Source organism: Cupriavidus sp. GW822-FHT06G04 (genome assembly GCF_058799075.1).
In genome coordinates, this window is the sequence record NZ_JBXALD010000003.1 from 205,619 (window position 1) to 229,535 (window position 23,917).

Consider the following 23,917-nt stretch of genomic DNA (forward strand, 5'->3'; position numbering starts at 1 on the left):
TAGACTGGCGCCTCGCATTGCCATCCACGAGGAGCTTGTTCCATGACGTTCAGCTTGATTCGCTATTTCAAGATCGCTACCGCAGGATTTTCGCTGGCGGCGGTTGCCAGCGGTGCGGCGCACGCCGGGCCGTCCACACCGCAGCATCCCACCATTCGCACAATGCTGGGCGCCGCGCCGGTCGATCATCTCGATCCCGCATCGACGGCGCTGATTGTCGTCGATTTTCAGAAGGAGTACTTCTCGGGAAAGATGCCGATCGCCGACGGCCCCCGCGCGCTGGAAAACGCGCAACGGCTGGTGGCATTTGCCGATGCCGCGCGCATGCCGGTGTTCCAGATCCAGCATGTGGCGCCGGCCGGTTCGCCGCTGTTCGCGATCGACGGCGACACGGTGCAATTCCAGCCCGGCATGCTGCCGCGCGCGCGCGACATCGTCCTGCAGAAGGAAACGGTGAGCGTGTTTGCCAGCACGGATCTCGACCGCAGGCTCAAGGCGATGAACGTGAAAACCATCATCGTGGCGGGCCTGATGACGCATGCCTGCGTGGCCGGCGCGGCGCGCGATGTGGTGCCGCTCGGCTATCACGTTGTGGTAGCATCCGACGCCTCCGCCACGCGCGATATCGCGCGCGCCAACGGCCAGACCGTGAACAGCGACGCGTTGCATCGCGCCGCGCTGGCGGAGATCGAAGATACGTTTGGCGATGTGATGACCACTGCCGACATCACCCGGCTGCCGCTACGCTGACACGACGCGCTGTCGTCGATTTGTGCGAGATGTGCGATACGCCCCAAGGGGCGTTTTTTGTTTCCGAAGCGGAGTACGCCATGAACCCGTTGCAGTCGATGCGGATGTTCTGCTGTCTGGTGGAAGCCAGGGGATTTTCGGCTGCCGCCGAACGACTCGACATGTCGCATTCCACGGTCTCGCGCCAGCTCAAGCAGCTTGAGGCGTCTGTGGGCGTGCAACTGGTGAACCGCAATACGCGCCGCTTTGCGTTGACCGCGGCCGGCGAGCGCTACTACCAGTACAGCGTAGACATCCTCGCGCGCGTGGAGGCGATGTCGCTGGCCATGACCGACGAGCGGCAGCATCTTGCCGGTGCCTTGCGCGTGAGCGTGCCACTGGCGATCGGCACGCTGGAATTGCAGGATTGGCTGCCCGCGTTTCGCGAGCGCTTTCCCGACATCGCGCTCGAGATGTCATGCAGCGACCAGTTCGTGGATCTGGTGGCAGGTGGATTCGACGTGGCCCTGCGTATCAGCAGCGCGCCGCTGGCCGACAGCAGCCTGATGGCCAAGGTGCTGACGGTGTCCGACACGGTGCTGGTGGCCTCGCCAGGATATCTGGCGCAGCACGGTGCGCCTGAATCGGTCGAGGACCTATCGAACCATCGACTGCTGGTGTTCACCGGCGCAGCCAGCGCCGGCGAGTGGACGCTGGTGGATCACCATGGCAAGACCGAGCGCGTGGCGGTGCATGGCGCGATGTCGAGCGACGCGATTCCCGCGTTGCACGCCGCGGCGCTTGCCGGCGCGGGCATCGCCGCGTTCACCGCCCACACGGCGCACGCGGAAATCGCGCGCGGCGCACTGGTGCGGGTCCTGCCGCAACACCGCATCGGTACCAGCCACTATTACGCACTGTATCCACATACGCGTCACCTGACGCCGCGCGCACGGGCGTTCATCGATTTCATGGCCGGGCACTATGCGGGGCGGTCGTCCCCTCCGGCCGACGATCCGGTGTTTTCGTCCGCAGCCGCTGCGGTCTGAGTCATCGGCGCGCGCGATGCCTTGTCGCGCAGGAATGCGATCAGCGTGGTAACCGCGCGCGTCTGATAGCGCGCCGGCATATAGAGCAGGTACATGGTGGTGCGCAAGAAGGCGAGGTCCTGCGCGGGCAGCGGCAGACGCAGCAGCGTGCCGCGCGCCAGATCCTGCGACACCATGTATTGCGGTACCAGGCCCACGCCAAGCCCCTGCAGGATGGCTTCGCGCAGAAAGAAAAAATTCGCCGACATCAGGCGCGGCCGGATCGGCGGCGTGCCGCCTGCGCTGGCGGCGCGCCCCGCCACATGGAGTTTCTGGCCCGTCAGTTCCGAGGTGATCAGCGGCAGGTCGCGGAACTGGTCGAGCGTTTGCGGCATGCCGTATTCACTGACCAGTTGTGGCGTTGCACAGGCCACGTAATCGACATCGCCCAGGCTGCACGCCACCGCATTGGTCGGCGTTTCGCCCATCACGCGGATCGAAAAATCGACTGCGCCCTTGATCAGGTCTTCGATGTCGTTGTCGAAGATGACATTGAGCGTGATCGCCGGGTACATGGTCATGAATTCGATAAACCAGGCCGACATCGTGTGCTGGCCGAAGCCGCTTGGCACGCTCAGGCGCACCGTGCCGCTCAGGCGCTTGCCCAGGCTCTGCACCGATTCCTGCGCCGCCTGCAACGTGTGGCGGATGGCGCGGCCATGCTCATACAACTGCCAGCCAAGTTCGGTGGGTTCGAGCTGGCGGGTGCTGCGGCGCAGCAGTTCCGCGCCGAGTTGTCGTTCGAAGTGATTGAGCCGCTTGCTCACATTGGCGCGGCTCATGCCCAACTGGTTTGCGGCGCGGCTCAGGTTGCCCGCCTCGATGATGTCGACCAGCAGGGACAGTGCATTTAAGTCCATTGTCAACTCAGAGTATGCATATATCGTGAAAAGTCGTTGCAATTGTCAAACATAAATAACATATGGACAATCTCTCCCCAATCAAACAACCGGACCTCCGCTCAGGAAACGTCTGGGCCGGGGAGACAAGGCATGAATCAAGAACCTGTAGGTGCGCCGCCGCTGCCATTGCCATTGCCATTGGCCGGCGTGCGCGTGCTGGACCTGTCGCGCGTGCTGGCCGGGCCGATGTGCGCGATGGCGCTGGCCGATCTGGGCGCGGACGTGATCAAGGTCGAGCATCCCGGGCGCGGGGACGACACGCGCGACTGGGGCGTTCGAATCGGCACGCGCAACACCTCGTACTTCAATAGCGCCAATCGCAACAAGCGCTCGGTCACGCTGGATCTGCAGAACGAGGAAGGATTGGCGCTGGCTCGCCAGCTTGCCGCCCAGAGCGACGTTGTGATTCAGAACTTCAAGGTTGGCGGCGCGGAAAAGCTGGGACTCGGCTACGAGCAGCTTCGCGCGATCAATCCGCGCCTGGTCTATTGCTCGATTTCCGGTTACGCGCGATTCACGCCCGAGGCGCAGCGCCCCGGCTACGACCTCGTCGTGCAAGGTGAATCCGGCGTCATGGCGACCAACGGCGAAGCAGGGCAGGGCCCGTTGAAATTCGGCGTGGCCGCCGTCGACATGTTTACCGGCATGTACTCCGCGCAGGCCATCCTTGCTGCGCTCTATGCGCGTCAGTCGACCGGCAGCGGACGTCACGTGCAGATGGCGCTGTATGACAGCGGGCTGATGATCACGTCGTACTACGGCATGGAGGCGCTGCTCAAGGCCGGTGACCCGCCCAAGTTCGGCAATGCCCATCCGTCAATCGTGCCTTATGGCGTGTTCGAGGCCGCGGACGGTCCACTGGTGATCACCGTTGGCAACAATGGCCAGTTCCAGCGCTTTTGCCGCGAGGTGATCGGCCGCCCAGAGTGGGCCGAGGACGAACGCTTTGCGACCAACACCGCGCGCTCGGCGCATCGCGACATCCTGCTCGATCAGGTGCGCGAAGCGTTGCGCACGCACACGCGCGCCGATCTGCTGCAACGTCTGACGGCCGCGCAAATTCCCTGCGGCGAAGTGCTCGGCATGCTCGAAGCACTACAGTCCGAACGCACCGCGCAGGCCGGCCTGCTGCACCGCTTCGACGACACCGAAGCCGGTCCGCAAGCGGTACTGGCACCGCCATATGCGTTCGATGGACAACGCATGCCGGTGCGCCGTCCGCCGCCGCATATGGGCGAGCACACACGCGAAGTGTTCAAGGAATTGCTGCAACTCGACGACCCCGCCATCGCCGCGCTACAGGCCAAAGGCGTGATCTGACCACCAGAATTTTTCGATCGACAGGAGACAAGACAATGACCAAGCTGCTGAGCCGCCGACACGTACTCAAGGCAGGCGCTGCCGCGTCGCTGGCCGCGATGATGCCGGCCGCGATGGCCAAGGCCGGATGGCCCGACAAATTCATCAAGATGGTGGTGGCCTTTCCCGCGGGCGGCCCGACCGACACCGCAGCGCGCATCGTGGCGCAGAAGCTGTCCGAGCGCCTTGGCCAGCAGGTCATCATCGAAAACAAGCCCGGCGCATCGGGGTCCATCGGCACGGCGCAGTTCATCAAGAGCCCCGCGGACGGGTACAACCTGTCGATGTTCGGCATGCCCGCGCTGCTGGCGCCGCTGATGTACAAGACCAACGCATACGACGTGAAGAAGGACTTCCTGTCCGTGGCCACCGTCTACGTATTGCCGATGGCCATCGTCATCAATCCTGGCGTCGTGCCTGGCGTGGAGACGCTGCCGGACCTGATCCGCTTTGCGAAGGCCAGCAAGACGCCGCTGAGCTATACCAGCTCGGGCACGGGCAGCTTCGGGCATCTGGCGATGGAGCAGCTCAAGGATCTCGGCGGATTCGACATGCTGCACGTGCCGTATCGCGGCAGCGCGCCGGCGGTGGCCGATCTGCTGGGCGGACAGGTTGGCATCATGTTTGCCGATGTGGTGGCCGCGCTGCCGCATATCCGCGCTGGCAAACTGAAGGCGATCGCGCTGAGTTCGCCGAACGCCCGGCAAATGCTCGCCGGTGTGAAAACCGTATCCGAGCAAGGCTTTCCGGGTTTCGACTTCGATTCGTGGGGTGGCCTGATCGCGCCGCTCGATACGCCGCAGGCCATCGTTGACCGCATCGCGAGCGACACGCGCGAGATCGTCGGCAATGACAAGGAGCTGCAACAGAAACTGATCAGCGCCGGCGCCATCGCATCGTTCCAGGACGGCAAGCAGATGCAGGCGCGCCTCAACAAGGATTTCGACCGCTGGAGCGCTATCGTCAAGAGCAAGGGCATCAGCGCGACCTGAGGGCGACGACGCGGTTGGCATCGTAAACTGCGCGCCGCAACAAGACATCCGGGCGTGCCGACTTGCGCACGGCGGCATTTGCATGCGGCCGTTTTCGCTGCGCTGCGATGCGGGGTGCGGTCAGTGTCTGCAGAAACAATTCAGATCCGCGTCGCAAAACTTCATTACCCCTGCGCGCGAAAACTGCAATAGAGTCGGAAGGTTGGTGCGCCAACCTGCCGGCAGGTCATTGGCGGTCTGCCGCGTGTGATTCCATCCAGGGAGAAGACAACCGTGCTGATCAAGAAGACCGCATTGCTGTTTGCCGTGACAACGCTGGCGTCGATGTCGTGGGGCGCACTGGCTCAACAGGCGCAACCGGCGCCACAAGCTCAACCGGCGCCACAGGCTCAACAGGCGCCAGCCAAGCCCATGAACGCGCAGGAAATGAAGGCGGCCTTTGCAGAGAAATTCCGGCAGGCCGATGCCGACAACGACGGCAAGCTTACCCGGCAGGAGGCAGAGGCCGGCATGCCGGAAGTGGCAAAGAACTTCGACAAGATCGACACCAAGAAGAAGGGCTACGTGACGCAGCGGCAGGTGGGCGCGTATTTCGTGGCCAAGGCCAAGCAACGTCGCACGGCTTCCGATCCGGGATCGTTGAACTGATTCCAGGTCACTCGCCCTAGTAGCCGGCGGGCCCACGCCCGGCCGGTTGCGGTGGTTTCTGTCCTCTGAAGCCGCGAGTACTGTCGCCGCGCGTTAGAGCGGAAACTGCACGTTCAGGCCGAGGAATACCTGGAACTTGGGCACGCCCACGCCGTCGTGCGCCACCGTCCATTGCGGTTCCACGAAGACGTTGTAGGTCTCCTTGCCAGACTTCCAGATCTTGCCGGCGCCGATACCGACCGGCACCGAATAGTTGCCGCGCTTGACGTCGAAATTCCAGGTTGCCGTGCTGCGCAGATACCAGGCGTTGGGCAGGTTGTAGATCACGAACGGCTGCGCGGACACATTGTCCTGCGATGGTCGATTGCCATCGCCAGCAAACGAGCGCTGCCACGTGACCAGGCCGCCGAGCAGGCCCCACTTGTGCGGAGAGATCACGACGCTTGCCAGGCCGGCCTGCCATTTTCCGGTGCCGGTCTGATCGTGCGAGGCGGTGGGAATCGTCAACTGCGGGCCGATGCCGAGTTCGACACCGCCGGCCTTGGTCAGGAACAGGTCAAACAGGTTCAGGTCGCCCAGGCCGGTCCGGCTGCCGCTGGGGGGTACGTTCGGCGACGTGGCGACGGGCATGGTGAAGCGCAGGATCTGCGGCAAGCCAAACAGCTTGTGCGGCAGCGTGCCGCGCAACAGCACCGCGTTGCTCTCCTTGTCGTCCAATCCATAAGAGCGGCCGACATACTGGTCTTGCAGATTCAGCGTGACCATCGGCGACAGCGGATTGTTGGACGCATTCATGTCGTCCGCGGACGGGCCATCGGCAAGCGCCATGGCAGGCAAGGTCAAGCCGGCGAGGGTGGCGGCAACGGCGCAGCGTAAGTTCATCGATTTCTTCAATACGGCCAGCGCGCGATGCGGCTGGCCGGGTTATGTGGAACGCGCCGGGCGACTGCCAGGCGCGCTTTGTCGAACAGTTAGTTCACGCGCCGGATCGGCGCAGGGAACCACTCGCCCTTCTGCACTTCCGCCTTCGGCACGTAAGTGCGGAAGTTCAGCGAGAAGCCCTTGCCCGGGGGCGTCGGCAGCCAGTTGCTTTCGGCCGCATTGGCGGGTCGCGTCGGCGCCAGCCAGATGCTGGTGCTGCCGTCTGCATTGGCCTTCAGCCCGGAATGGTTGTTGAGGTTGTAGCGCTTTGCGGGATTGGGCACGACGCGATAGTCGGGCACGCTGTACAGCGTGACGGACCAGAAGGCATTGACGTGCTTGTCAGGCATGCCGCCCTTGGGAAAGCGGATTTCGTACGTGTTGCTGCCGTTCAGCGGCTGCTTGTCGCTGTCGGCCAGGCCGATGAAATAAATCGCTTCGCTGATCGTGTTGGCCCACAGCCCGCCGTAGTTGACGATGTCGCGCGCCAGCACGTCGTCGCCGAACTTGCCGGCGACATAGCTCACCGACCAGCCGTCCTTCTGCGTGCCAAAGCCCTTGGCGTAGGACAGGAATTCCGGCACGGCTTTGGACTTGATTACTTCGTCGACGCGGGCGCGTGCGGCGTCGCTGCTGTTACGGTACGCCGCCACCTGACGTGCGGCGGCCTGCATGGCGGGCGCCTTCGGCATGGCATCAGGGTACGAAGCCAGCACCGCGTCGAGGTTATCGAAAATCGCGCCGCCGATTGGTGCGTGCGCCGTGAACTTCGGCACCGGCAGCGGCGGCTCGATCTGGATGCCGGCAGGCACGTCGAGCGTGAACTCGCGCTGCAGCTTCTGCGCGACGGCCGGGCTGCGCTGAAGCTCCACGCGCGCCAGCATCTTGGTCTTGGCTGACGGCAGCTCGATCTTCTGCGCGCCAGCCGGGATCGGCGGATTGGTGCCCTTGATCACCAGTGCGAACTTGCCGGACGGATGATTGGGAAAGGTGCGTTCATTGATGTTGGTGATGACCTCGCCCCAACCGTCCAGCAGCTGCGCGGTGTAGTAGCGGCCTTTCACGTGCGGTACGTTGAGGATCACGGCGTGATCCTTATCGGCCGCAATCCACGCTTCCAGATAGGCCACGTCCAGATTCGGATTGACGAATTCTGCAGAGCCCAGCGGGTTGTACTTGATCTTGTTGTAGCCCACTTTTTCGACGTTGATGTCGTAGTTTTCCTGCTGCAGCACCAGATAACGGCCGTACAGGTAGCTCCATGCGCCGACGATCTGTTCGTCGGTGACGGCTGCCGTGGCGGGCGCCTTGGTGGCCGCCGACGTCGCTGGCGACGGCGTGGCATTCTGAGTCGGGGCACTGCAGGCGCTCAGGCCCAGGACGAGCAGACCGGCGGCAAGCGAGATGGAAAACGGCGTGGGTGTACGCATGATTCTTGGGTTCCGTTGAATGAAAGACGAAATGCGCATGAAGCGCGAATCGTGAATGGGCGGACGGTGCGACGCAAAGCTCCAGGCATATCGGCGCGGAATGCTGCGGGCCCGCGCCTTTGGCGCCAGCCCGCGTCGGTCCATTACGCCGACAACGCCTATCGCGCCTATTACACCTATTGCACCTTGGTGACGACCGGCGGCACCCACTTGTTTTTCAGGATGTCCTCCTTGGGCCAATAGGCGCGCAAAAACAGCTCGAATTCGTCGGCAGGAGCCGGCAGCCAGTTGGCGACCTTGTCCGCAGCGGGGCGCTCGTGCTGGACGTAGAGCGTCAGCGATCCGTCTGCGCCGTACACCAGATCCTTGTTCTTGGTGCCGAGCGAGAATCGATTGAGCGCGTTGGGCGCGAAGAAGTGCGCCTTGTCGTAGAGCGTCATCGACCAGAAGCCATTGACCGGCGGCAGGTTGCCCTTGGCGAAGGTGATTTGGTACGACGAAGCGCCGTTCAGACGTTTCTGGTCGCCGTCGTATTCGGCGCCGTAGTAGGCCGATTCGCGCCGCGGATTGACGAAGATGTTGGCCTTCGCGGCGGCGGCGCGGCTGTAGTAGTCGGTGCCGAATTCCGCGCCGTTCATCGGTGCCACCCAACCGTTACCCACCGGCACGCCCGCGCGCGAGTACTGGTGCATCTCCGTCATCATTTCCTTGTCGGCGTCGATGGCGGCCTGCTTCAGCGTTTCGGCGATGCGGGGATCTTTTGCGGCGGCGTCCAGCAGCGAGCGGAACCAGCCGTACAGCGCTTCTTCGCCCGGCTGCGGTGGCACTTCCTTCATCACGGCGGGCAGCTCGGCAAAGAATGCTTCCGGCTTGACCCACTGGGTCTCGGCGCCGCTACCTTGCTTGCCTCCGGCCGGGTCTGCCAGCGTCGGCATCTTCGACCAGTCCTTGCTCTTCATCTTGCCGTCATATTCGCTCAGCGGATACGCCATGATCTGGCTGACCAGCGGCTGCACGGCCTTGCGGTCCTCGGCGGTGTCGTCCAGGAATGCGCGCGGAATGATGTAGGCGATGTTGGTCGGCGAGCGGAACACAGCCTTGATGCCCTTGGGCACGGTGCCTTTCCAGTCCGGGCCCACTACCATGTAGAAGCCGGGCTTCGAGCCATACATCTTGCCCACGCCGCCCAGCGTGTCGGTGCGCTGATTGCCGAGCTGATATACCCAGAAGCGGTTGCCGAAATCGGGCACCTGGAATACGGCCGGTCCCTTATCGAGCGAGAAAATGCCGAAGCCATAGACAACATCCTGATTCGGCGTGGCAACCGCGCGTTCTTCAGGCTTGATGTAATCGGTCAGCATGGTCAGCGAATTCAGCGGCGCCACCGGCAGCACGCCATCGCCGAGACCGTTTTCCGGAACCTTGGAGAAAACCAGATGGCGGTTGTGCAGATTGACCAGCGGCCAGCCCCATACGTAAGCCATCTTCGCGAGGTTGCGAATGTACGAGTCGGGCATGCTGGTGCCCGCAACGGGGCCGGGCGGCACGGTCTTGCTGACGGCGGCGGGGGGCTTGGCGGTTTGCGCCAGGGCCATCGGCGGGGCCGCGAGCAACAGCGATGCGGCGGCGATAAGCGTGCTATGCACAACGAGGTCGAAGCGATCGGAACGGAAACGGAGCATGGCGAACGGCACCCATTCTATGAGATGCGCTATGTTCTCCCAACGCCGTACCGATGAGAATTTAGAATAACTTCGCCGCGATATTAGAAAATTCGTTGTGGTGGGTGGCTGCAACGCTTTTGCGGATTTTACTTGACGCATGCGGTGAAAATGCCTGCGAATAATCGTGAATTCGCCGCCGGCATGCCACCATTTCCGCTTCGCAAATCGGTCGCTATGCGGTTATCGATTCTGATTCTTCTGCAAATTCGAGACGATTTCCGCCCAGCGCCTTGGCGCGATAAAGCGCCCGGTCGGCGGCGGCAAGTCCATCGGCAAGCATAGGCACGCTGTCCTGATAAAGCGCCATGCCAATGCTGACGGTGGCGGGGACGTCCATGCCGTCGACGTGCTGCGCAATGGCCTCGGCGAAACGACGCGCCACGGCTTCGCCGACATCCTTTGCGTTGCGCGCCTTGTCCGCATGCAGCAGGGCGGCAAATTCTTCTCCGCCGATCCGTGCAAAAACCGCATCTTCGCCCATCACGCCCCGTGCAATATCTGCAAACGCCTTCAATACGCGGTCGCCGATTGCGTGGCCGTATACGTCGTTGATCGCCTTGAAGTGGTCGAGGTCGAACGCCAGCACCGCAAGCGGACCCCGGCCGCCGCGACTGTCAACCAGGCGCGCACCGTGTTCGAAGAACCAGCGGCGATTGCCAAGCCGTGTCAGATAGTCGGTTTGCGCTTCCAACAGTAGCTGTCGATGCGTTTCCTCGCGGATCAGCTTGAGCAGCGCCATCGGCAGGACAACGGAATAGAGAACCCCTTCATACACCGTGATCTTACTGGCCATCGATTGCAGCGCCGGGCCGTAGTGGGCCACCAGCCACGGCAGCACGAATGTCCGGGCGACATAGAACGATGCGTGCACGCTGGTAACCGCCACGATGATGTGGCGCGCATGCAGCGGCTTCATCGCATCGCACTTGTACATTTCCCACGCGGTCATCGCGCTGATCAGCCCGATCGGCAGCGCGCTGACATGGAACCAGACAAGGTCCTGCCAGCGTGTGCCGGAAACGGCCCAGACCAACGCCATGACCACGAGCACGGCGAGCGACGCGGCGCGGTACTGCCGGCCACGCAGCGATGCCACGCCTCCCAGCACCAGCAGATAGCCGCTGAGCATGATCAGGTTGCAGAGGGCCGATCCGAGCACGCCGGGCAGGCTGCGTCGCATCAGCGCGGCGGCGCAGCCCAGGGCCAGCGTAGCGAACCCCGCGGCCAGAATCCGCAGCGACCTGCCACGCGTCGGATTGGACCGTTGCTCCCAGAACATCATCGCGGCGCTGGCGAGCAGTGTGCCGGTGGCAAGCAGATAAAGGGTGAGGAGGTCGACGTACATCGGAAATGTAAAGACATTGCGCCGAGTTGGATCGCGGCCGCCGGCGGATTTTACGTGGGAAATCGGTCGAGCCTGCCGCAGGCGGAAAGCGAGCACTGGGGGCCTGACAGGCGAGCGCTGGAGAACGGCGAGGATGCCGCCGCCGCTGCGATCGCACCAATGGTTGGCGTGGGACTACAACGGGTGCGGCAAACGCGGCGACGGTGGGTTTTGCGGAAGCCCGGTCATTCGTCGAGCCGGCGCATCAAACCAAAGCATGATTTGTCCCAACAAATCGACTATTGGGGAACAACCGAGGTACGAATGCGCTGCGTGACGGCCCTGCATACCATGTGTTCACGGGCTTGCGCCGCAGGCCCCGGCGGAGGCTCCGGCATGGAGCCCGCCTTTCACAGATGAGATGGCATTCAGGAGTTCACCATGATTGCAAAACACATTCTGCCAGTCGTCGTGGCATGCGGCATTGCCGCCGTCAGTGCGATTGCCTCGGGCATGGCAAACGCTGCCGAGCCAGCCAAGCATCAGGCCTCGCAAGCTCACCAGACGTACAACATCGACCGTGCACGCGATGTATACACCGAAGGCGCGCGCTACATCGTGCCGCCTGCCGATCAGGGGCGCTTCATTCGCACCGGGCAGGATCTGAGCGGTGTCTCTGCGCCTCCGGGCAACGCGCCGGCATGATAGCGGAGCCGGAGTTCGGCGCCCCTCTCGCCGCAGGCGCAGAGGGGCCAGCGCGGCCGACAGGCCGCCGGCTCGCGTCGCATTTCGTACTGGGGGCCGCGTGGTGCGGCCTGTGCGCGGCAAGCTGCGCGATGGCCTATGTCACGGCGATATGGTCGGTGACGTGAAATTGCGCAGTCGGACCGTGCAGCCAGTTCCGGTATCGGGATGGCGCGAGCGGACCGGCAGTCAGGCCGCCGCCTGTTCCGCGCGCTCGTCGTCCGCGGTACGCAGCGGCAGGCGCACGATGATCCTTGCTCCGCCTTCCGGCGGCGATTCGGCCTCGATGCTGCCGCCGTGCGAGACCACGATGTTTCGGCAGATCGACAGCCCCATGCCCATGCCGTCAGCCTTGGTGGTGAAAAACGCATTGAAGAGCCGTTCCATCGCCTGCGCCGGAATGCCAGGGCCAGTATCGCTGACCACGACCAGCACGGTGTCGCCGGGCAGCACCCGGCTGGTCAGCGTCAAACGGCGACGGCCCGCCACGCTCGACATCGCCTGAGCGGCATTCACCATCAGATTGACCAGCACCTGCTGCAGTTGCGTGCGGTCGCCGTAGATGCGCGCGTCGTCGGCATCGAGATCGACGATCGCCGCTACCTGGTGGTCCTGCAGTTCGCGGCGCACCAGCTCGAGCGAATCGGCGATCAGCCTGTCGACCGCGATGTCGACGTACTTCGGTTCCGATTTCTGCGCCAAGGCGCGGATCTGGCGAATGATGTCGCTGGCGCGCGTGGCGTCGCGTATCACCTGTTCGATCGATTCGGTCGCCTCGGCAATCTCCGGCTGCGCACGCTGCAGCCAGCGCAGCGCAGACCCGCCGCAGGTGACGATGGCCGCCATCGGTTGCGTGACTTCATGGGCGATCGATGCGGCAAGCTGGCCCAGCGTTGTCACGCGCGATACATGCGCCAGTTCGGTCATGGTGCGATGCAGGGCCTGCTGGGTGTGGAAGGCGTTGGTGATATCCATCAGCGCGCCCACGTAGTCGTGCTGGTCTCCCATCGGGCCGGTCCGGCGCGCCACCAGGTGCACATATCGCGTAGCGCCATCGGGCATCAGCAGGCGATGCTGCAGGTCCACGGAAGGCGTGCCGCCCAGCATGGCGCCGTGGACCCGCTGCACTTCGGCCAGGTCGTCGGGATGTACACGCGCCAGCACCATGCTGAAATGCGGCTTCTCGCCCCGCGGGTAGTCGAAGATGCGATAGGTCTCGTCGGACCATGCCATCGAATTCGCCGGCACGCGGATGGCGATGCTGCCGGTATGGCTCAGGCGCTGCGCTTCGGCCAGAAACGCTTCGCTGCGTGCCAGCGCCGCCTCGGTGCGCCGGCAGCGCTCCATGTCGGCCAGGTTGCGCAGGGCCAGCAGCGTGGTGGTGCCGATTGCCAGCAGCGCAAACAGGAAGCGGGCCAATTGGCCATGATCGGTGTCGGGATTTGGCGAGCACGCATACGCGATCACGGTCAGCACCAACGCCGCGCCCGCGGCGATCCGCGTGGCACGGATCGATCCGGTCAGCGCCGTCAACAGTATCACCAGCACGTAGACCACCGCGACGGCGAAATCCAGAGGCGTGAATGCGTCGATGACGAACACACAGACGCTCAGCGCGCCAGATACAGCGAAAAGCAGCCGATTGGTGGTTGCGTTGTACATGCCCCTGCCGTTCACCTCTTGCTTGTTTTTGCAGTCACGCACCCGGTACCGGGGCATGTTCCGCAGCCAATATTAGCCCTGAATGACTGCTCGATAAATCATATGAAAGTATGAGTGATGTCTGGGCATTTTTGAAAGTATCGTCGTGCGGCAAAATCCCGGCCGTCGATGATGCGCCATGATGGGCCATATCGCATCGGTCGGGATGCTGGATGGTTCGGCGGCCGCGCCGTGGATGGCATGGCGGGCCTGGCGGCCGCCGTTCTGGGTCCGGCGGCGCGTGGCAGGGTAAAGATGGTGCGTCAGCGCGCCGTAGGCGCGGCGATAACGAGGCAGGCCTCGTGCATGGCTTGAGCCCGGATCATGGCGTCGGCATTGAGCGCGGGCGTGCGGGTGCGTTGCGGCCGGTACACGGTGTCGGCCTTTGCGATCGGCTGGCCGGTCAGCGCGCATACGCCGGCCGCGCGCGCCAGGCCAAGCGTCCAGACCTGTGCGCCGTAGCGGCAGTGCGTCGCATCGCGCCAGCTCACTACCGCCGTGGTTGCGCTGGGTCGTTCGATGACGGTGACGATGGGCGCGTGGGCGCGCGCCGCGTGGGCGCCGTCCCCGGTGCACGACGCGCGCAACGCGCTCTGCGGATGCAGCAGGGCGATTGTATGGAGCCACGCATGGCATGCGGCGTCGTGGGTTTCGGCATGTTCGCGGCGGCTGGGCCGCGCAGTCAGGGTATCAACCATGTGAGGGCTCCGCGTGAGAGGTGACCTTGACACGCCACGAGTAGGGCGTGTGACCGACAAACCGTTTGAACACCGTGGTGAAGTGCGCCTGGGATCGGAACCCGCAATGCATGGCTACTTCAAGCATGCTGCCGCGGCCATGGCGCAGCAGGTCCTGCGCGTGTTCGATGCGCCGGCGCACCAGGTACTCGTGCGGCCGCATGCCGGTGCTGAGCCGGAATTGCGCGGCAAAGTACATGCGCGTCAGGCCGGTGCTGCGTGCGATGTCGGCAAGCCCGATCGGTGCGGCCAGGTTGGCATCGATGAATTCCATCGCACGACGCAGACGCCATTGGGGCAGCGCGATGCGCGCGCGCGCGGCCGATGCGGCGCGCTGGAAATGGTTTGCCACCACGCGGGCCACGATCGCCATGGCCACGCTATCGGCGAAGATCCGGCCCAGCCCCGGGTCCTGCGCGTGCGCGACGGCCAGGCCCTGGCCCAGCCGCTCCAGCGCGGGATCAGCGTAAAGGGACGGATCGTCGATACGCGCCGCATCGTCGGGCTCTTCGCCAAACTGGTCCAGATAGCACGCGTCCAGCACCGCTTGCGGGACGAACAGGTGCAGGACATCGCTGGCGCTGCCATAAACGGCGCTGGCCGCCGTGCCGGGGGCGGTGACCTGGATGGCGCCAGCGCTGACGCGTCCGTCGAGGATCAGCTTGCCGCCGCATACCAGCCGCATCGACGTGGACCGCAGCACCAGCGTGATGCAATGGCGCTCGGGATCGCCGGGGTGGGACACCGATACCGGGGCGTCGCCGTCGCTGGTCCAGCGCGACACCACAATGGCGTCCTGCCGCGACGCTGCGCCCGGGGGCTGGCGCCACTGCCGTTCGCGCTGGACAAAGCCTGGTGCGGGCGCCGGGCCTCTGCCTGGCGTTGCACCCGAACGGCGCATCCCGCGCTGGAGGGGCGCGGGCAGTTCAGGTTCTATGGTCGATGCATGTGTCATTACAAGCTCCCCTGGCGGCTACTGACGTGTCGATTAACCAGATCGTAGAAGCGGCGCGGGTTGCACACAATTGCCGACTGGGTAGTGCGGCATTAAACCAAGGTATGACCGGGGTCCAACGCAGGGTGCATGCACGGCCATCGACGGCGGCCTTGCCGGCCTCCTATACCAAGGCATAGTGTTGGGCGTGGGCCGAGGTGGTTAACATGGCCGCACAAGACAGTAGTGAGGTACCGGTTTGGCCAAGAACCTGATCGTCGCGATCGTTGACGACGATGATTCCATACGCGCTGCGACTTCCCGACTGGTGCGTTCACTGGGTTGGCAGGCGCAGACCTTCGCGTGCGCGCAGGATTTCCTGGACGCCAATGAAGCCACTCCGGTCACGTGCATCATTTCGGATATCCAGATGCCGGTGATGAGTGGATTGGAGATGCTGCGGATTCTGAATACGCGGGGCAGCGATGTTCCGGTAATATTCATCACCGCGTTTTGCACCGATGCCATTCGGCGTGAGGCGCTTCGCGCCGGCGCCGTGGCTTTTCTGTGCAAGCCCGTCGTCGGCGCGGAAATCCAGGACTGCCTGGAAGGCGTGCTGGCGGGGTCGCTGTCCCGCCGCCCATAAGAACGCCCCGCGACAGGCGCGCCGGGCAAGCGAGGCATCCCGACAAAACCGGGCCAGCCAGGCGCCAGCTTTCATATGGGGCTGCCGCTTCGGAACGAAGGTGAATCCATGAATACTGCGGCTTTTTCCGGCAGCCATCCGTCGATGGTGTACGTGGTGGACGACGACGAATCGATGCGCACGGCGGTGTCGATGCTGTTGCGCTCGGTCGGCTATCAGGTGGCGGCCTTCTCCAGCGCGGCCGATTTTATGGCCGCGCCGCTGGCGGACGCGCCCAGTTGCCTGATCCTCGATGTGCGACTCAAGGGGCAGAGCGGTCTGGCCGTGCAGGAGCAGTTTGCCGCCAGCAACATGCCGATCCCGATCATCTTCATGACCGCCCACGGTGACATCGCGATGTCCGTCAAGGCGATGAAGGCCGGCGCGACCGACTTCCTGGCCAAGCCGTTTCGCGATCAGGACATGCTGGACGCCGTGGAAAGCGCGCTGGCGCGTGATGTGGCGCGTCGCCATGCGCATCGCAGCGAGGCGGACCTGCGCGTACGCTACGCCGAACTCACGCCGCGCGAGAAGGAAATCATGGCCTACGTGGTGCGCGGCCTGCTGAACAAGCAGATTGCCGCCGAATTGCAGCTCAGCGAGATCACCGTAAAGATCCACCGCGCGCAGGCGATGAAAAAAATGGGCGCCCGTTCGCTCGCCGATTTCGTCCTCAAGGCCGAGGCGCTGGGCATCGTTGACGCCGGCGGCCAGAGCGCCGTCCGATAACCCACCTTTCCACACAGAGACAGCTCGTGGCGCACTGGCGATGATATGATTCGCATGCGAATCAATTCACCGGCATCCTCGTCCAGCGCAAATATGAAACATCGGCTCGTCTATCTGATGAATGTCGGCCAGCGCCGCCTGCAACGCTTTTCTCAAGCGCGCGCGGCCACTGGCGGGGTGACGGCCGCGCAAGCGGGGTTGTTGTTCTACCTGGGCACCCATGACGGCGCGTTGATGAGCGAGGCCGCGGCCGCGCTGGACCTGGGAGCGCCCGGCATGAGCGGGCTGGCCGACCGTACCGAGAAGGCCGGCCTGATCGAGCGCCGCGCGGACGATGCCGACCGCCGCGTCTCGCGCCTGTGGCTGACCGATTCCGGCAGGCTCGCGCGCCAGCGCTCCAAATCCCGCATGAAGGATCTGAACGAGATTCTGACCGACGGCTTCACCGAGGCCGAGATCGACGTGGTAGCGCGGTGGCTGACCAGCCTGCAGACCAAGTTCCCGGTGGCTGACGAGGGCTGAAGGCAGTGGTGCCGTTCTTCGCGTGCCCGGCGCAAACGCGCTTCGCTCAGGCCGGGTTGACGCGCCTTGCCTCAATGCCTAGCGCTGGGCGATCTTCGAAAAATCCGGCTTGCGCTTCTGTGCAAAGGCCATGAACGCTTCCTTCGCTTCCGCGCTGCCCAGGCGCTCCTGAAATACGGCGCTCTCGGCATCCATCTGCGAAATCAACGCTTCCGCCTCGCGCATCAGCCGCTTCATCGCGCGCAGCGATCCGGCGGGCTTCTCGGCCAGTTGTTCGGCCACGCGCCGTGCATCGGCGCGCAGCGTCTGGTTGCTGCAGACCTTGTTTGCGATCCCCCATGCCACGGCCGTCTGTGCGTCGAGTGGGCCGCCGAGCGCGAACATCTCGAACGCACGCGCGTGTCCGATGCGAAGCGGCAGCAAATAGCTCGACGCCGCTTCCGGTACGAGCGCAAGATTGACGAATGGCGTGATCAGTTCGGCATCCTCGGCCAGCAGGACGTAATCGCAGTGCAGCAGCATGGTGGTGCCGATGCCGACTGCCTTGCCATGCACGGCGGCTACGATCGGCAGGGCCGATTTCGCCAGCGCATGAAGGAACCGATGCACATGCCGCTCGCCGCTGTGCATGCCCGACGCAATCGCAGCAAACTCTCCGACATCATTGCCAGCCGTGAAGCTGTCGCCTTCCCCCTGCAGCAGCATCACCCGCACCGCATCGTCGTGCGCGGCCTGTTCGATCGCATCAGCGAGCGCCCCGTACATTGCATTCGTCAGCGCGTTCTTCTTGTCCGCACGATTCAGCGTAATGGTCAGTACGCTGCCAGCCTGTTCAATCTGAATCTCCGAAGCCATCCGATTTCTCCAATGTTAAGTTCGCATGCGAAGTATATATGGTTTGCATGCGAAGTAAACGCCGGACTTTGGAGCTGCTCATCGGACTGTCTTTTGTCCGCCCGCACCGACCTCGAAGATCATGTGCTGCTGGAAGCGCTGCCGTAGCCAGCGTTCTGCACGGCTGCATTGGCCAGCGGCGCGCCATAACAGGTCCACGCCCACTAGCCAGTCGGTGTACGGATAGGCAGCCAGTTGGAGTTCGACAAGCTCGCCCTTGGCAAGCGCCTCGCGGATCAGTTGGCGTGGCAGCGTTGCCCAGCCAAGACCGTTGCTGACCATTTCCATTAATGCGAGATAACTTTCGGCCTGCCAGGTGCGGGTGGCCCGCAGATATTCGGTGGTGGGCAGCTTGTCGGCATGCGCGCTGAATGCAAGACGTCGATGGGCGTGCAAGTCCGCAAAGGTCACGGCATCGAGGCTGGCCAGCGGGTGCGCGGGATGGGTGACGTGCGCCATGATCAGCTTGCCGAGCTGAACAAAAGTGAGTTCCGGCGGATAACCGGGCTGCGCGAAGGCGACGCCGAGGTTGGCTTCGCCGCGTTTTACCAGATCGCTGACATCGCCATAGGTGGGGTTGCGGATCGTGAGGTCGACATATGGAAACTCGCGCTCGAAGTCGACCAGTACCGGCATCACCGTGTTGTAGGGAATTTCGATCGCAAGCGTCAGTTCGACGGGATTGGCGTCAGCCAGGCTGGCGGCGTGCGCTCCGAGCGACAGGCAGCGCTCGAGCACGGCGTGGGCTTCCGTCAGCAAGGTGCGCCCGGCTTGGGTAAGCGCGGGATTGCGGCTGGTGCGATCGAACAGCGTCACGCCGAGATCGATCTCGAGATTCGCGATGGCGCTGCTGATGGTCGATTGCGTCTTTCCCAGATGTCGCGCGGCTGCGGAAAAAGACCCGGTCTCGACCACGACGGTAAATACCTGAAGCTGGTCCATGGAAAATGGCATTGCGCGTTCCATCGAAAAAATCGATGTCTCCTGATTTGTCGTACCCATAAGTTTGGGGGGATGATGCCGCATCGTCGCGATCCGACGCAACATCGTTGACGGTCGATGACCGACCGCCGCTATCCCGCCTCAGTGACAGGAGCCTTGCATGACGACTCACGCGGACTTTGCCGATTCAGTCTCGCCGCTCGACCTTCAATTGCTGCGCCGTGCGATCGCGCTCTCGTATGAGTCGCGGCAACGCGGCCGGCATCCGTTTGCCGCGCTGGTGGCGGACGAGGTGGGCAATATCATCACGTCGGCGGGCAACAATTCCATGCCGCCGGAAGGCGATCCCACGCAGCATGCCGAACTGGTTGCCGTGGCTGCCGCCGCGCGTGCATTGCCACCCGAGCAGCTTGCGCGCTGCACGCTGTACACCAGCGCGGAACCGTGCTGCATGTGCGCGGGAGCGGTTTACTGGACAGGAATCGGCCGCGTGGTCTATGCGCTGTCGGAACATGCGCTGCTGAATCTGACCGGCGACCACGCCGAGAACCCCACGTTTGCGCTGCCGTGCCGGGAGGTTTTTGCGCGCGGCCAGCGCAAGATTGCCGTGGCGGGCCCGATGTTGGAAGAGGAAGCGGCCGCGCCGCACGCGGGATTCTGGCGCTAGAGAAGCGTTGCGATCTGGCGCGTCGATCAGGATATGGAGTCGGCCATGCGTAGTCACGCGCTCCACAAGGTCCATCTGGCGTGCGGCATCGGGGCATCGGTTTCGGCCACGCCGCTTTGCTCGCAAACCAGCGCGCGCACGGTCTCCCGCGATTCCGCGGCGCACAGCACAACCATCGCCATCTGACCCGGCATCAACTGGCGCCGTTGGCGCCGCAGCCCGGCGCGCTCGATCTTGGCGCCTGCCAGCGCGCCAATCCACCACCCAAGCATGGCGCCGAGCGTCAGGCCTCCCGCGTAGGCAAGGAGCATCGATCCCGTGCCGTGAAATACCCCGTAGTGAAATACCGCGAGCGTGCCGACGATGGCCCCGGCACACGCCGCGGCCAGCGCGATTTCATCGCTATAGGTGGTATGCGTGGCATGGATGCGCGGTAATCCGTCTACCGGTTGCCCATCTGCGCTCACAAACCACGGTTCGGCGTGATGCGTGGAGGTTTCGTCCAGCTCGCCGATTCGCGTGATGAGGGTGCGGGCGGTCGCGATATCGTCGAGTTGGAAATACAGCAGTGCTTTCATGGGGTGACCTCCGCTCGACGGGTGACGCCCGGCGATATCGCGCGCATCGCGCGTCGACCGCGCGGGCAAGCGACAAGTGGCCGGGTGGCTGAAAACCCGAAGCAGGCGTTGATGGGGAATATATGGAAGCGGGCGAGCATCGGTCGCCGCGCGGCATCTGGCATGTCGTTTTCCGAAAGTCCCCATGCGTGACGGAAATGGAGTCACGGGTCCAAGACGTCGTCGAGGGGGAATGCCCGGAAACGAGTGGGGGCGGGGCGCGAACCACCGGGATTCGCGGCCGCCACGCGTTTTCAGTATAGGCGGCGGATGGCTTACAAACGAGCTGCCCATAAGTGTTATTCATTCGGCCGGCGATGCGCGCGGAGATCGTCCTCGCACTACACTGGACCCCAGGCGTTCGCGGCAAGCCGCATCCGTCTCTTTCATCCGATCGCCGTGAACATAAGGGCCGCAATGATCCGTCTGCGCTACTCGGTGAGCCTCGCCTACGAAGTCATCGATCCTCAGGTGGACTTCCTGCTGAACATCGAGGCCGCCAAAACATCCCGGCAGTTTGTCGTCGGCGAGAAACTGGTGTTGCCGCCGTCGGCGCGCGTTGACCGTTTTACGGACCCTGTACTGTGCAACCGCATGCTCAGGATGCAGTTGCCGAAGGGAGAGATCGCGATCCAGTACGAGGCGGTTGTCGACATCGATCATCGCCTCGACGACAGCGAGCGGCTATCCGAAGTGCCGGTGGCAGAGTTGCCGTTCGATGTCTGGCCGTATCTGGCGCCGAGCCGCTATTGCCAGTCCGATTGCCTGATGGAATTTGCGATGCGGGAGTTCGGCGCGATGCCGCGCGGCTATGCGCGCGTATATGCCATTCGGGAATGGGTGCGCAATCATGTACGGTTTCTTTCGCGGTCCACCAACGAGCGCACGTCGGCAGTCGATACTGTGGTGGAGCGCACGGGCGTATGCCGGGATTTTGCGCATCTGATGATTGCGATCTGCCGGGCGCTGAGTATCCCGGCACGCATGTCAAGCAGCCTCGACTATGGTGCGGACCCCGGTGCTGGGCCGCCCGATTTCCATGCGGTCGTGGAAGTGTATTTGTCCCACCAGTGGTATCTGTTCGATCCATCTGGTGTGTCGATCCCCACGGGGCTGCTGCGCATCGGCACCGGCCGCGATGCCGCCGATATGCCGTTCGCGGCGATCTTTGGCAGAGTGGAATCGAAAGCGCCGCTGGTTAGCATCGAACCGATGACCGATGCGGCGGCGGGCATTGAATTACCGGTGTTCACGACAAAAGCCATTTCCACGTGGTAGCCGTGCCACGCGGCCCCCGTCGGTCGGCGCCGGTGCGCCATGCGGGATCAGCGCTTGTCGCCTTTCATGGCTTCGGATTCCATCGCCGCTTGCCATTCTTCAAAGGCTTCAACGGGTTCCATATCCTGGTCGACAAAGCCGGCGGCCCGCTCGGCGGCGGCCGACGATTGGGCTATCAAATCGGATTCGCCGTCGTCGTCGACGCCAGGGGGTTGCAGCATATCCTCGATCATCTCGTCCAGTTCCGGCGTGTTCCACGGCTTTCCGAGTCGCTGCCGCTGGTGCTGATAGTGGCGGACGACGGATTGCTGTTCCGCCGTAAGCGGCAGCCCGCGGAACGTTCGTTCGGTGTGGCGATAGATCATGATGCTGCGCCCCGCTGAAATTACTTCTTCTTGCCCACGCCGTCATTGCCGACGCGCGAGTGCACCGCACCAAATGGACTGGCGGGTAGCACGGGCTTCTTCGGCTGTTTGGGCTTCTTGGCTTCGCGATTGCCGCGCAATTGACTCTTTGCCATGGTGCATCTCCTGATGTCGCTTCGATGATGCGCCCAGCATACGCTCTTAATCGAGCGGCAACGGGATATCTTTTTTGGCGGTCGCCTGCATCCGATGACGAATCATGCGGGGCGACCGACGCGCGATACGACGATTCCGTTGAGGAAGCGCTGTATGACACACGTTCCGCGCCTTCGTCCGAGGCCAATCGTCGTGCTTCGTCGCCAGCCCGCGCTGAGGCGAGCCGGCAGACGCCGTCGCTCAATCGAGCGCGCGATCCTTGGATTCGACGTTGACCGCGCCAATCGCGAATGCGCCGATCAGCAGCATGGTGGAAATCATTACCAGTGCCAGCGTGAAGTGCGTGGCCATCACCGGCGCGATGATCGCCGGGGCGAACAGACCGCCGAAACGCGCGACCGCGCCGGCCGTGCCCATGCCCGTGGCGCGGAGGTCGGTGGGATAGACCTCGGGGGTAAAGGCGTACAGCGCGCCCCACGTGCCAAGCAGCGAGAAGCTCATGAGCAGCGTCGATCCGATCACCACTGTCGGCGCTGTGCCAAGGCTATAGAGCATGCAGCCGACCGCGCTGAGCAGCAGGAATCCGATCAGCGTCGGCTTGCGTCCCCAGCGCTCCACGCCATAGGCCGACAATGCAAAGCCCGGCAGTTGCACGATGGCCAGCACCACGAGGAACACTTGCCCGCGCATGAAGCCGAAGCCTTCCGCGCTGAGCTTGATGGGCAGATAGACGAATACGCCGTAGTAGGCGATCGAGATCAGCGCCCATGCCACCAGCAACGCGATGCTGCGTCGGCGGAAACTTCCCGAGAACAGCGCGAAGATCGATTTCGGCGCGGCGGCTTCCGATTGCAGCGGCGGGATCTCCACGTTGTTGCCATTCACCTTCGCCACGCGCTCCAGCACCTTGCGCGCCTGGTCGGACTTCCCGTTTCGATTCAGGAACATCGGCGATTCGGGAATGTAGAAGCGCAGCACCACGCCAATCAGCGCCGGCACGCCGGTGACCAGGAAGATCACGCGCCAAGCCTGATCACCGTAGGACAGTGCAGCCAGCGCCAGCAGCGCCAGGCAGATCGTGCCGATGGCCCAGAACGATTCGAGCAGCACCAGCCAGCGGCCGCGGCGGTCGCTGGGCAGGAATTCGGCCATCATCGTGTAGTCGACCGGCAGCGTGCCGCCCACGCCGATGCCCGTCAGAAAGCGCAGTGCAAGCAGCCATGCCATTTCCGGCGCGAAGGCCGACGCCACGCCACACGCGGCGTCGATGACCACAGCCATCATCAGCACGGGCCGGCGGCCGATGCGGTCTGCCAGGCGCCCGAACACGAACGCACCGATCAGCATGCCCACGAAAAAGAACGTGCCGGTCTGCAGCGCCTGCGGCACCGTGATGCCGAACGTCTTGGCAATCGACGGCGCACTGAAGCCGATAGACAGCACCTGCATTGCATCGGCCAACCACACCAGGCCGAAGATCACGAACAGACGGTACTGGAACTTGCCGACGCCCGCAGCGCGGATGCCGCTTTCCAGCGATACGGCCGCAGACGACGCGCTGTGCGCCGCGCGTTCGGAACGTGGGGTCGCAGCCGCCGCAGGGGGCAGGGCAGCTGCGAGGTCGTGATACGGGGATTGCATTGTCGCTCCTTATGGCGTGTCCGCCGTGGTTTGTCTACCCGAGATCTGGCCGTGCCGGGCGGTCTCGCTGTTCTCGCAAGGTCCGCGCCAGCCGTCATGCGATCGATTTGGCATCGATTCTCTCTACTGCTTCACTTCCAAACGTCTGCTGCTGGCGCCCGCGTTTTTGTGGTGCGCCAGCGCATCAT

25 protein-coding genes are annotated in these 23,917 nt (G+C 63.7%); 11 read left to right on the forward strand and 14 right to left on the reverse strand.

Features of this window, described 5'->3' with window-relative positions:
* Nucleotides 1-42 precede the first annotated feature (42 nt).
* Nucleotides 43-750: a cysteine hydrolase family protein gene (locus AC1RKI_RS08230; protein ID WP_492796066.1), complete on the forward strand. Its 708-nt coding sequence runs from the start codon at nucleotides 43-45 to the stop codon at nucleotides 748-750.
* A gap of 80 nt (nucleotides 751-830) precedes the next feature.
* Nucleotides 831-1,778: a LysR family transcriptional regulator gene (locus AC1RKI_RS08235; RefSeq protein ID WP_492796064.1), complete on the forward strand. Its 948-nt coding sequence runs from the start codon at nucleotides 831-833 to the stop codon at nucleotides 1,776-1,778.
* Here AC1RKI_RS08235 and AC1RKI_RS08240 read toward each other — a convergent pair.
* The gene (locus AC1RKI_RS08240) at nucleotides 1,712-2,677 is read right to left on the reverse strand and encodes a LysR family transcriptional regulator (RefSeq protein ID WP_227460992.1); all 966 of its coding nucleotides are present in this window, start codon (nucleotides 2,675-2,677) and stop codon (nucleotides 1,712-1,714) included. The genes AC1RKI_RS08235 and AC1RKI_RS08240 overlap by 67 nt on opposite strands.
* Before the next feature lie 132 nt (nucleotides 2,678-2,809).
* Here AC1RKI_RS08240 and AC1RKI_RS08245 point away from each other — a divergent pair, with 132 nt between their 5' ends.
* The 3 genes from AC1RKI_RS08245 to AC1RKI_RS08255 all read left to right on the forward strand — a co-directional run bounded on the left by AC1RKI_RS08245 (nucleotide 2,810) and on the right by AC1RKI_RS08255 (nucleotide 5,718).
* Nucleotides 2,810-4,039, forward strand: coding sequence for a CaiB/BaiF CoA transferase family protein (locus AC1RKI_RS08245; RefSeq protein ID WP_492796062.1), 1,230 nt, complete (start codon nucleotides 2,810-2,812; stop codon nucleotides 4,037-4,039).
* A gap of 35 nt (nucleotides 4,040-4,074) precedes the next feature.
* Entirely contained in the window at nucleotides 4,075-5,070 is a 996-nt protein-coding gene (locus AC1RKI_RS08250) for a tripartite tricarboxylate transporter substrate binding protein (RefSeq protein WP_150980683.1), read from the forward strand.
* A gap of 273 nt (nucleotides 5,071-5,343) precedes the next feature.
* Nucleotides 5,344-5,718 (forward strand): calcium-binding protein, encoded by a 375-nt coding sequence (locus tag AC1RKI_RS08255; protein ID WP_223506151.1) that lies wholly within the window; start codon nucleotides 5,344-5,346, stop codon nucleotides 5,716-5,718.
* 93 nt (nucleotides 5,719-5,811) lie between these two features.
* On the opposite strand, the gene AC1RKI_RS08260 is transcribed toward AC1RKI_RS08255, so the two are convergent.
* The 4 genes from AC1RKI_RS08260 to AC1RKI_RS08275 form a co-directional block, all read right to left on the reverse strand.
* Complete coding sequence (locus tag AC1RKI_RS08260) at nucleotides 5,812-6,600, reverse strand: hypothetical protein (RefSeq protein ID WP_061954052.1); 789 nt, start codon at nucleotides 6,598-6,600, stop codon at nucleotides 5,812-5,814.
* An 89-nt stretch (nucleotides 6,601-6,689) separates the two neighbouring features.
* A complete protein-coding gene (locus AC1RKI_RS08265; RefSeq protein ID WP_084003843.1) occupies nucleotides 6,690-8,069 on the reverse strand; it encodes a DUF1214 domain-containing protein in 1,380 nt (459 codons plus the stop codon).
* Between the two features lie 176 nt (nucleotides 8,070-8,245).
* Entirely contained in the window at nucleotides 8,246-9,751 is a 1,506-nt protein-coding gene (locus tag AC1RKI_RS08270) for a DUF1254 domain-containing protein (RefSeq protein WP_061954054.1), read from the reverse strand.
* A 214-nt stretch (nucleotides 9,752-9,965) separates the two neighbouring features.
* On the reverse strand, nucleotides 9,966-11,138 hold the full coding sequence (locus AC1RKI_RS08275) for a GGDEF domain-containing protein (protein ID WP_490713653.1): 1,173 nt from the start codon (nucleotides 11,136-11,138) through the stop codon (nucleotides 9,966-9,968).
* A 420-nt stretch (nucleotides 11,139-11,558) separates the two neighbouring features.
* Here AC1RKI_RS08275 and AC1RKI_RS08280 point away from each other — a divergent pair, with 420 nt between their 5' ends.
* Entirely contained in the window at nucleotides 11,559-11,822 is a 264-nt protein-coding gene (locus AC1RKI_RS08280; protein ID WP_341248968.1) for a hypothetical protein, read from the forward strand.
* Between the two features lie 228 nt (nucleotides 11,823-12,050).
* On the opposite strand, the gene AC1RKI_RS08285 is transcribed toward AC1RKI_RS08280, so the two are convergent.
* The 3 genes from AC1RKI_RS08285 to AC1RKI_RS08295 form a co-directional block, all read right to left on the reverse strand.
* Nucleotides 12,051-13,523, reverse strand: a complete 1,473-nt coding sequence (locus AC1RKI_RS08285; protein ID WP_492796058.1) for a sensor histidine kinase — start codon at nucleotides 13,521-13,523, stop codon at nucleotides 12,051-12,053.
* A 302-nt stretch (nucleotides 13,524-13,825) separates the two neighbouring features.
* The gene (locus tag AC1RKI_RS08290; protein WP_150980692.1) at nucleotides 13,826-14,260 is read right to left on the reverse strand and encodes a DUF3331 domain-containing protein; all 435 of its coding nucleotides are present in this window, start codon (nucleotides 14,258-14,260) and stop codon (nucleotides 13,826-13,828) included.
* Nucleotides 14,253-15,254: a helix-turn-helix transcriptional regulator gene (locus AC1RKI_RS08295; RefSeq protein ID WP_492796056.1), complete on the reverse strand. Its 1,002-nt coding sequence runs from the start codon at nucleotides 15,252-15,254 to the stop codon at nucleotides 14,253-14,255. The genes AC1RKI_RS08290 and AC1RKI_RS08295 overlap by 8 nt, the downstream gene beginning before the upstream one ends.
* A gap of 238 nt (nucleotides 15,255-15,492) precedes the next feature.
* Between AC1RKI_RS08295 and AC1RKI_RS08300 the strand changes: the two genes are divergently transcribed.
* The 3 genes from AC1RKI_RS08300 (at nucleotide 15,493) to AC1RKI_RS08310 (ending at nucleotide 17,169) form a co-directional block, all read left to right on the forward strand.
* Nucleotides 15,493-15,879, forward strand: a complete 387-nt coding sequence (locus AC1RKI_RS08300) for a response regulator transcription factor (protein WP_061954066.1) — start codon at nucleotides 15,493-15,495, stop codon at nucleotides 15,877-15,879.
* A 108-nt stretch (nucleotides 15,880-15,987) separates the two neighbouring features.
* Nucleotides 15,988-16,647, forward strand: coding sequence for a response regulator transcription factor (locus AC1RKI_RS08305; RefSeq protein ID WP_227460999.1), 660 nt, complete (start codon nucleotides 15,988-15,990; stop codon nucleotides 16,645-16,647).
* Nucleotides 16,648-16,740: 93 nt separating this feature from the next.
* Nucleotides 16,741-17,169 carry a MarR family winged helix-turn-helix transcriptional regulator gene (locus AC1RKI_RS08310; protein WP_150980698.1) on the forward strand — a complete coding sequence of 143 codons (429 nt, stop codon included), beginning with the start codon at nucleotides 16,741-16,743 and terminating at the stop codon, nucleotides 17,167-17,169.
* 78 nt (nucleotides 17,170-17,247) lie between these two features.
* On the opposite strand, the gene AC1RKI_RS08315 is transcribed toward AC1RKI_RS08310, so the two are convergent.
* Both AC1RKI_RS08315 and AC1RKI_RS08320 read right to left on the reverse strand, forming a co-directional pair.
* Nucleotides 17,248-18,024 carry an enoyl-CoA hydratase gene (locus tag AC1RKI_RS08315; RefSeq protein WP_227461000.1) on the reverse strand — a complete coding sequence of 259 codons (777 nt, stop codon included), beginning with the start codon at nucleotides 18,022-18,024 and terminating at the stop codon, nucleotides 17,248-17,250.
* Nucleotides 18,025-18,102: 78 nt separating this feature from the next.
* Nucleotides 18,103-19,017, reverse strand: coding sequence for a LysR family transcriptional regulator (locus AC1RKI_RS08320; RefSeq protein ID WP_244787931.1), 915 nt, complete (start codon nucleotides 19,015-19,017; stop codon nucleotides 18,103-18,105).
* A 148-nt stretch (nucleotides 19,018-19,165) separates the two neighbouring features.
* Here AC1RKI_RS08320 and AC1RKI_RS08325 point away from each other — a divergent pair, with 148 nt between their 5' ends.
* Nucleotides 19,166-19,672 (forward strand): nucleoside deaminase, encoded by a 507-nt coding sequence (locus AC1RKI_RS08325; protein ID WP_490713656.1) that lies wholly within the window; start codon nucleotides 19,166-19,168, stop codon nucleotides 19,670-19,672.
* 53 nt (nucleotides 19,673-19,725) lie between these two features.
* On the opposite strand, the gene AC1RKI_RS08330 is transcribed toward AC1RKI_RS08325, so the two are convergent.
* A complete protein-coding gene (locus AC1RKI_RS08330) occupies nucleotides 19,726-20,250 on the reverse strand; it encodes a hypothetical protein (protein WP_061954074.1) in 525 nt (174 codons plus the stop codon).
* Between the two features lie 456 nt (nucleotides 20,251-20,706).
* On the opposite strand from AC1RKI_RS08330, the gene AC1RKI_RS08335 reads away from it, so the two are divergent.
* Nucleotides 20,707-21,567 carry a transglutaminase-like domain-containing protein gene (locus AC1RKI_RS08335; RefSeq protein ID WP_150980784.1) on the forward strand — a complete coding sequence of 287 codons (861 nt, stop codon included), beginning with the start codon at nucleotides 20,707-20,709 and terminating at the stop codon, nucleotides 21,565-21,567.
* A 47-nt stretch (nucleotides 21,568-21,614) separates the two neighbouring features.
* Here AC1RKI_RS08335 and AC1RKI_RS08340 read toward each other — a convergent pair whose 3' ends face one another.
* From AC1RKI_RS08340 to AC1RKI_RS08350, 3 genes are all read right to left on the reverse strand, one after another.
* Nucleotides 21,615-21,932 carry a hypothetical protein gene (locus AC1RKI_RS08340; RefSeq protein WP_492796052.1) on the reverse strand — a complete coding sequence of 106 codons (318 nt, stop codon included), beginning with the start codon at nucleotides 21,930-21,932 and terminating at the stop codon, nucleotides 21,615-21,617.
* A 20-nt stretch (nucleotides 21,933-21,952) separates the two neighbouring features.
* Nucleotides 21,953-22,087: a hypothetical protein gene (locus AC1RKI_RS08345; protein ID WP_263289883.1), complete on the reverse strand. Its 135-nt coding sequence runs from the start codon at nucleotides 22,085-22,087 to the stop codon at nucleotides 21,953-21,955.
* Nucleotides 22,088-22,328: 241 nt separating this feature from the next.
* Nucleotides 22,329-23,624, reverse strand: a complete 1,296-nt coding sequence (locus tag AC1RKI_RS08350) for an MFS transporter (RefSeq protein WP_061954272.1) — start codon at nucleotides 23,622-23,624, stop codon at nucleotides 22,329-22,331.
* Between the last annotated feature and the right edge of the window lie 293 nt (nucleotides 23,625-23,917).

What these genes read in the sequence shown, in the direction of transcription:
- AC1RKI_RS08335 (WP_150980784.1), top strand. Translation starts at nt 20,707, where the DNA reads ATGATCCGTCTGCGCTACTCGGTGAGCCTCGCCTACGAAGTCATCGAT.
- AC1RKI_RS08260 (WP_061954052.1), bottom strand. Translation starts at nt 6,600, where the DNA reads ATGAACTTACGCTGCGCCGTTGCCGCCACCCTCGCCGGCTTGACCTTG.
- AC1RKI_RS08325 (WP_490713656.1), top strand. Translation starts at nt 19,166, where the DNA reads ATGACGACTCACGCGGACTTTGCCGATTCAGTCTCGCCGCTCGACCTT.
- AC1RKI_RS08320 (WP_244787931.1), bottom strand. Translation starts at nt 19,017, where the DNA reads ATGCCATTTTCCATGGACCAGCTTCAGGTATTTACCGTCGTGGTCGAG.
- AC1RKI_RS08250 (WP_150980683.1), top strand. Translation starts at nt 4,075, where the DNA reads ATGACCAAGCTGCTGAGCCGCCGACACGTACTCAAGGCAGGCGCTGCC.
- AC1RKI_RS08285 (WP_492796058.1), bottom strand. Translation starts at nt 13,523, where the DNA reads ATGTACAACGCAACCACCAATCGGCTGCTTTTCGCTGTATCTGGCGCG.
- AC1RKI_RS08280 (WP_341248968.1), top strand. Translation starts at nt 11,559, where the DNA reads ATGATTGCAAAACACATTCTGCCAGTCGTCGTGGCATGCGGCATTGCC.
- AC1RKI_RS08245 (WP_492796062.1), top strand. Translation starts at nt 2,810, where the DNA reads ATGAATCAAGAACCTGTAGGTGCGCCGCCGCTGCCATTGCCATTGCCA.
- AC1RKI_RS08345 (WP_263289883.1), bottom strand. Translation starts at nt 22,087, where the DNA reads ATGGCAAAGAGTCAATTGCGCGGCAATCGCGAAGCCAAGAAGCCCAAA.
- AC1RKI_RS08275 (WP_490713653.1), bottom strand. Translation starts at nt 11,138, where the DNA reads ATGTACGTCGACCTCCTCACCCTTTATCTGCTTGCCACCGGCACACTG.
- AC1RKI_RS08265 (WP_084003843.1), bottom strand. Translation starts at nt 8,069, where the DNA reads ATGCGTACACCCACGCCGTTTTCCATCTCGCTTGCCGCCGGTCTGCTC.
- AC1RKI_RS08310 (WP_150980698.1), top strand. Translation starts at nt 16,741, where the DNA reads ATGAAACATCGGCTCGTCTATCTGATGAATGTCGGCCAGCGCCGCCTG.
- AC1RKI_RS08340 (WP_492796052.1), bottom strand. Translation starts at nt 21,932, where the DNA reads ATGATCTATCGCCACACCGAACGAACGTTCCGCGGGCTGCCGCTTACG.
- AC1RKI_RS08240 (WP_227460992.1), bottom strand. Translation starts at nt 2,677, where the DNA reads ATGGACTTAAATGCACTGTCCCTGCTGGTCGACATCATCGAGGCGGGC.
- AC1RKI_RS08315 (WP_227461000.1), bottom strand. Translation starts at nt 18,024, where the DNA reads ATGGCTTCGGAGATTCAGATTGAACAGGCTGGCAGCGTACTGACCATT.
- AC1RKI_RS08270 (WP_061954054.1), bottom strand. Translation starts at nt 9,751, where the DNA reads ATGCTCCGTTTCCGTTCCGATCGCTTCGACCTCGTTGTGCATAGCACG.
- AC1RKI_RS08235 (WP_492796064.1), top strand. Translation starts at nt 831, where the DNA reads ATGAACCCGTTGCAGTCGATGCGGATGTTCTGCTGTCTGGTGGAAGCC.
- AC1RKI_RS08290 (WP_150980692.1), bottom strand. Translation starts at nt 14,260, where the DNA reads ATGGTTGATACCCTGACTGCGCGGCCCAGCCGCCGCGAACATGCCGAA.
- AC1RKI_RS08230 (WP_492796066.1), top strand. Translation starts at nt 43, where the DNA reads ATGACGTTCAGCTTGATTCGCTATTTCAAGATCGCTACCGCAGGATTT.
- AC1RKI_RS08330 (WP_061954074.1), bottom strand. Translation starts at nt 20,250, where the DNA reads ATGAAAGCACTGCTGTATTTCCAACTCGACGATATCGCGACCGCCCGC.
- AC1RKI_RS08295 (WP_492796056.1), bottom strand. Translation starts at nt 15,254, where the DNA reads ATGACACATGCATCGACCATAGAACCTGAACTGCCCGCGCCCCTCCAG.
- AC1RKI_RS08305 (WP_227460999.1), top strand. Translation starts at nt 15,988, where the DNA reads ATGAATACTGCGGCTTTTTCCGGCAGCCATCCGTCGATGGTGTACGTG.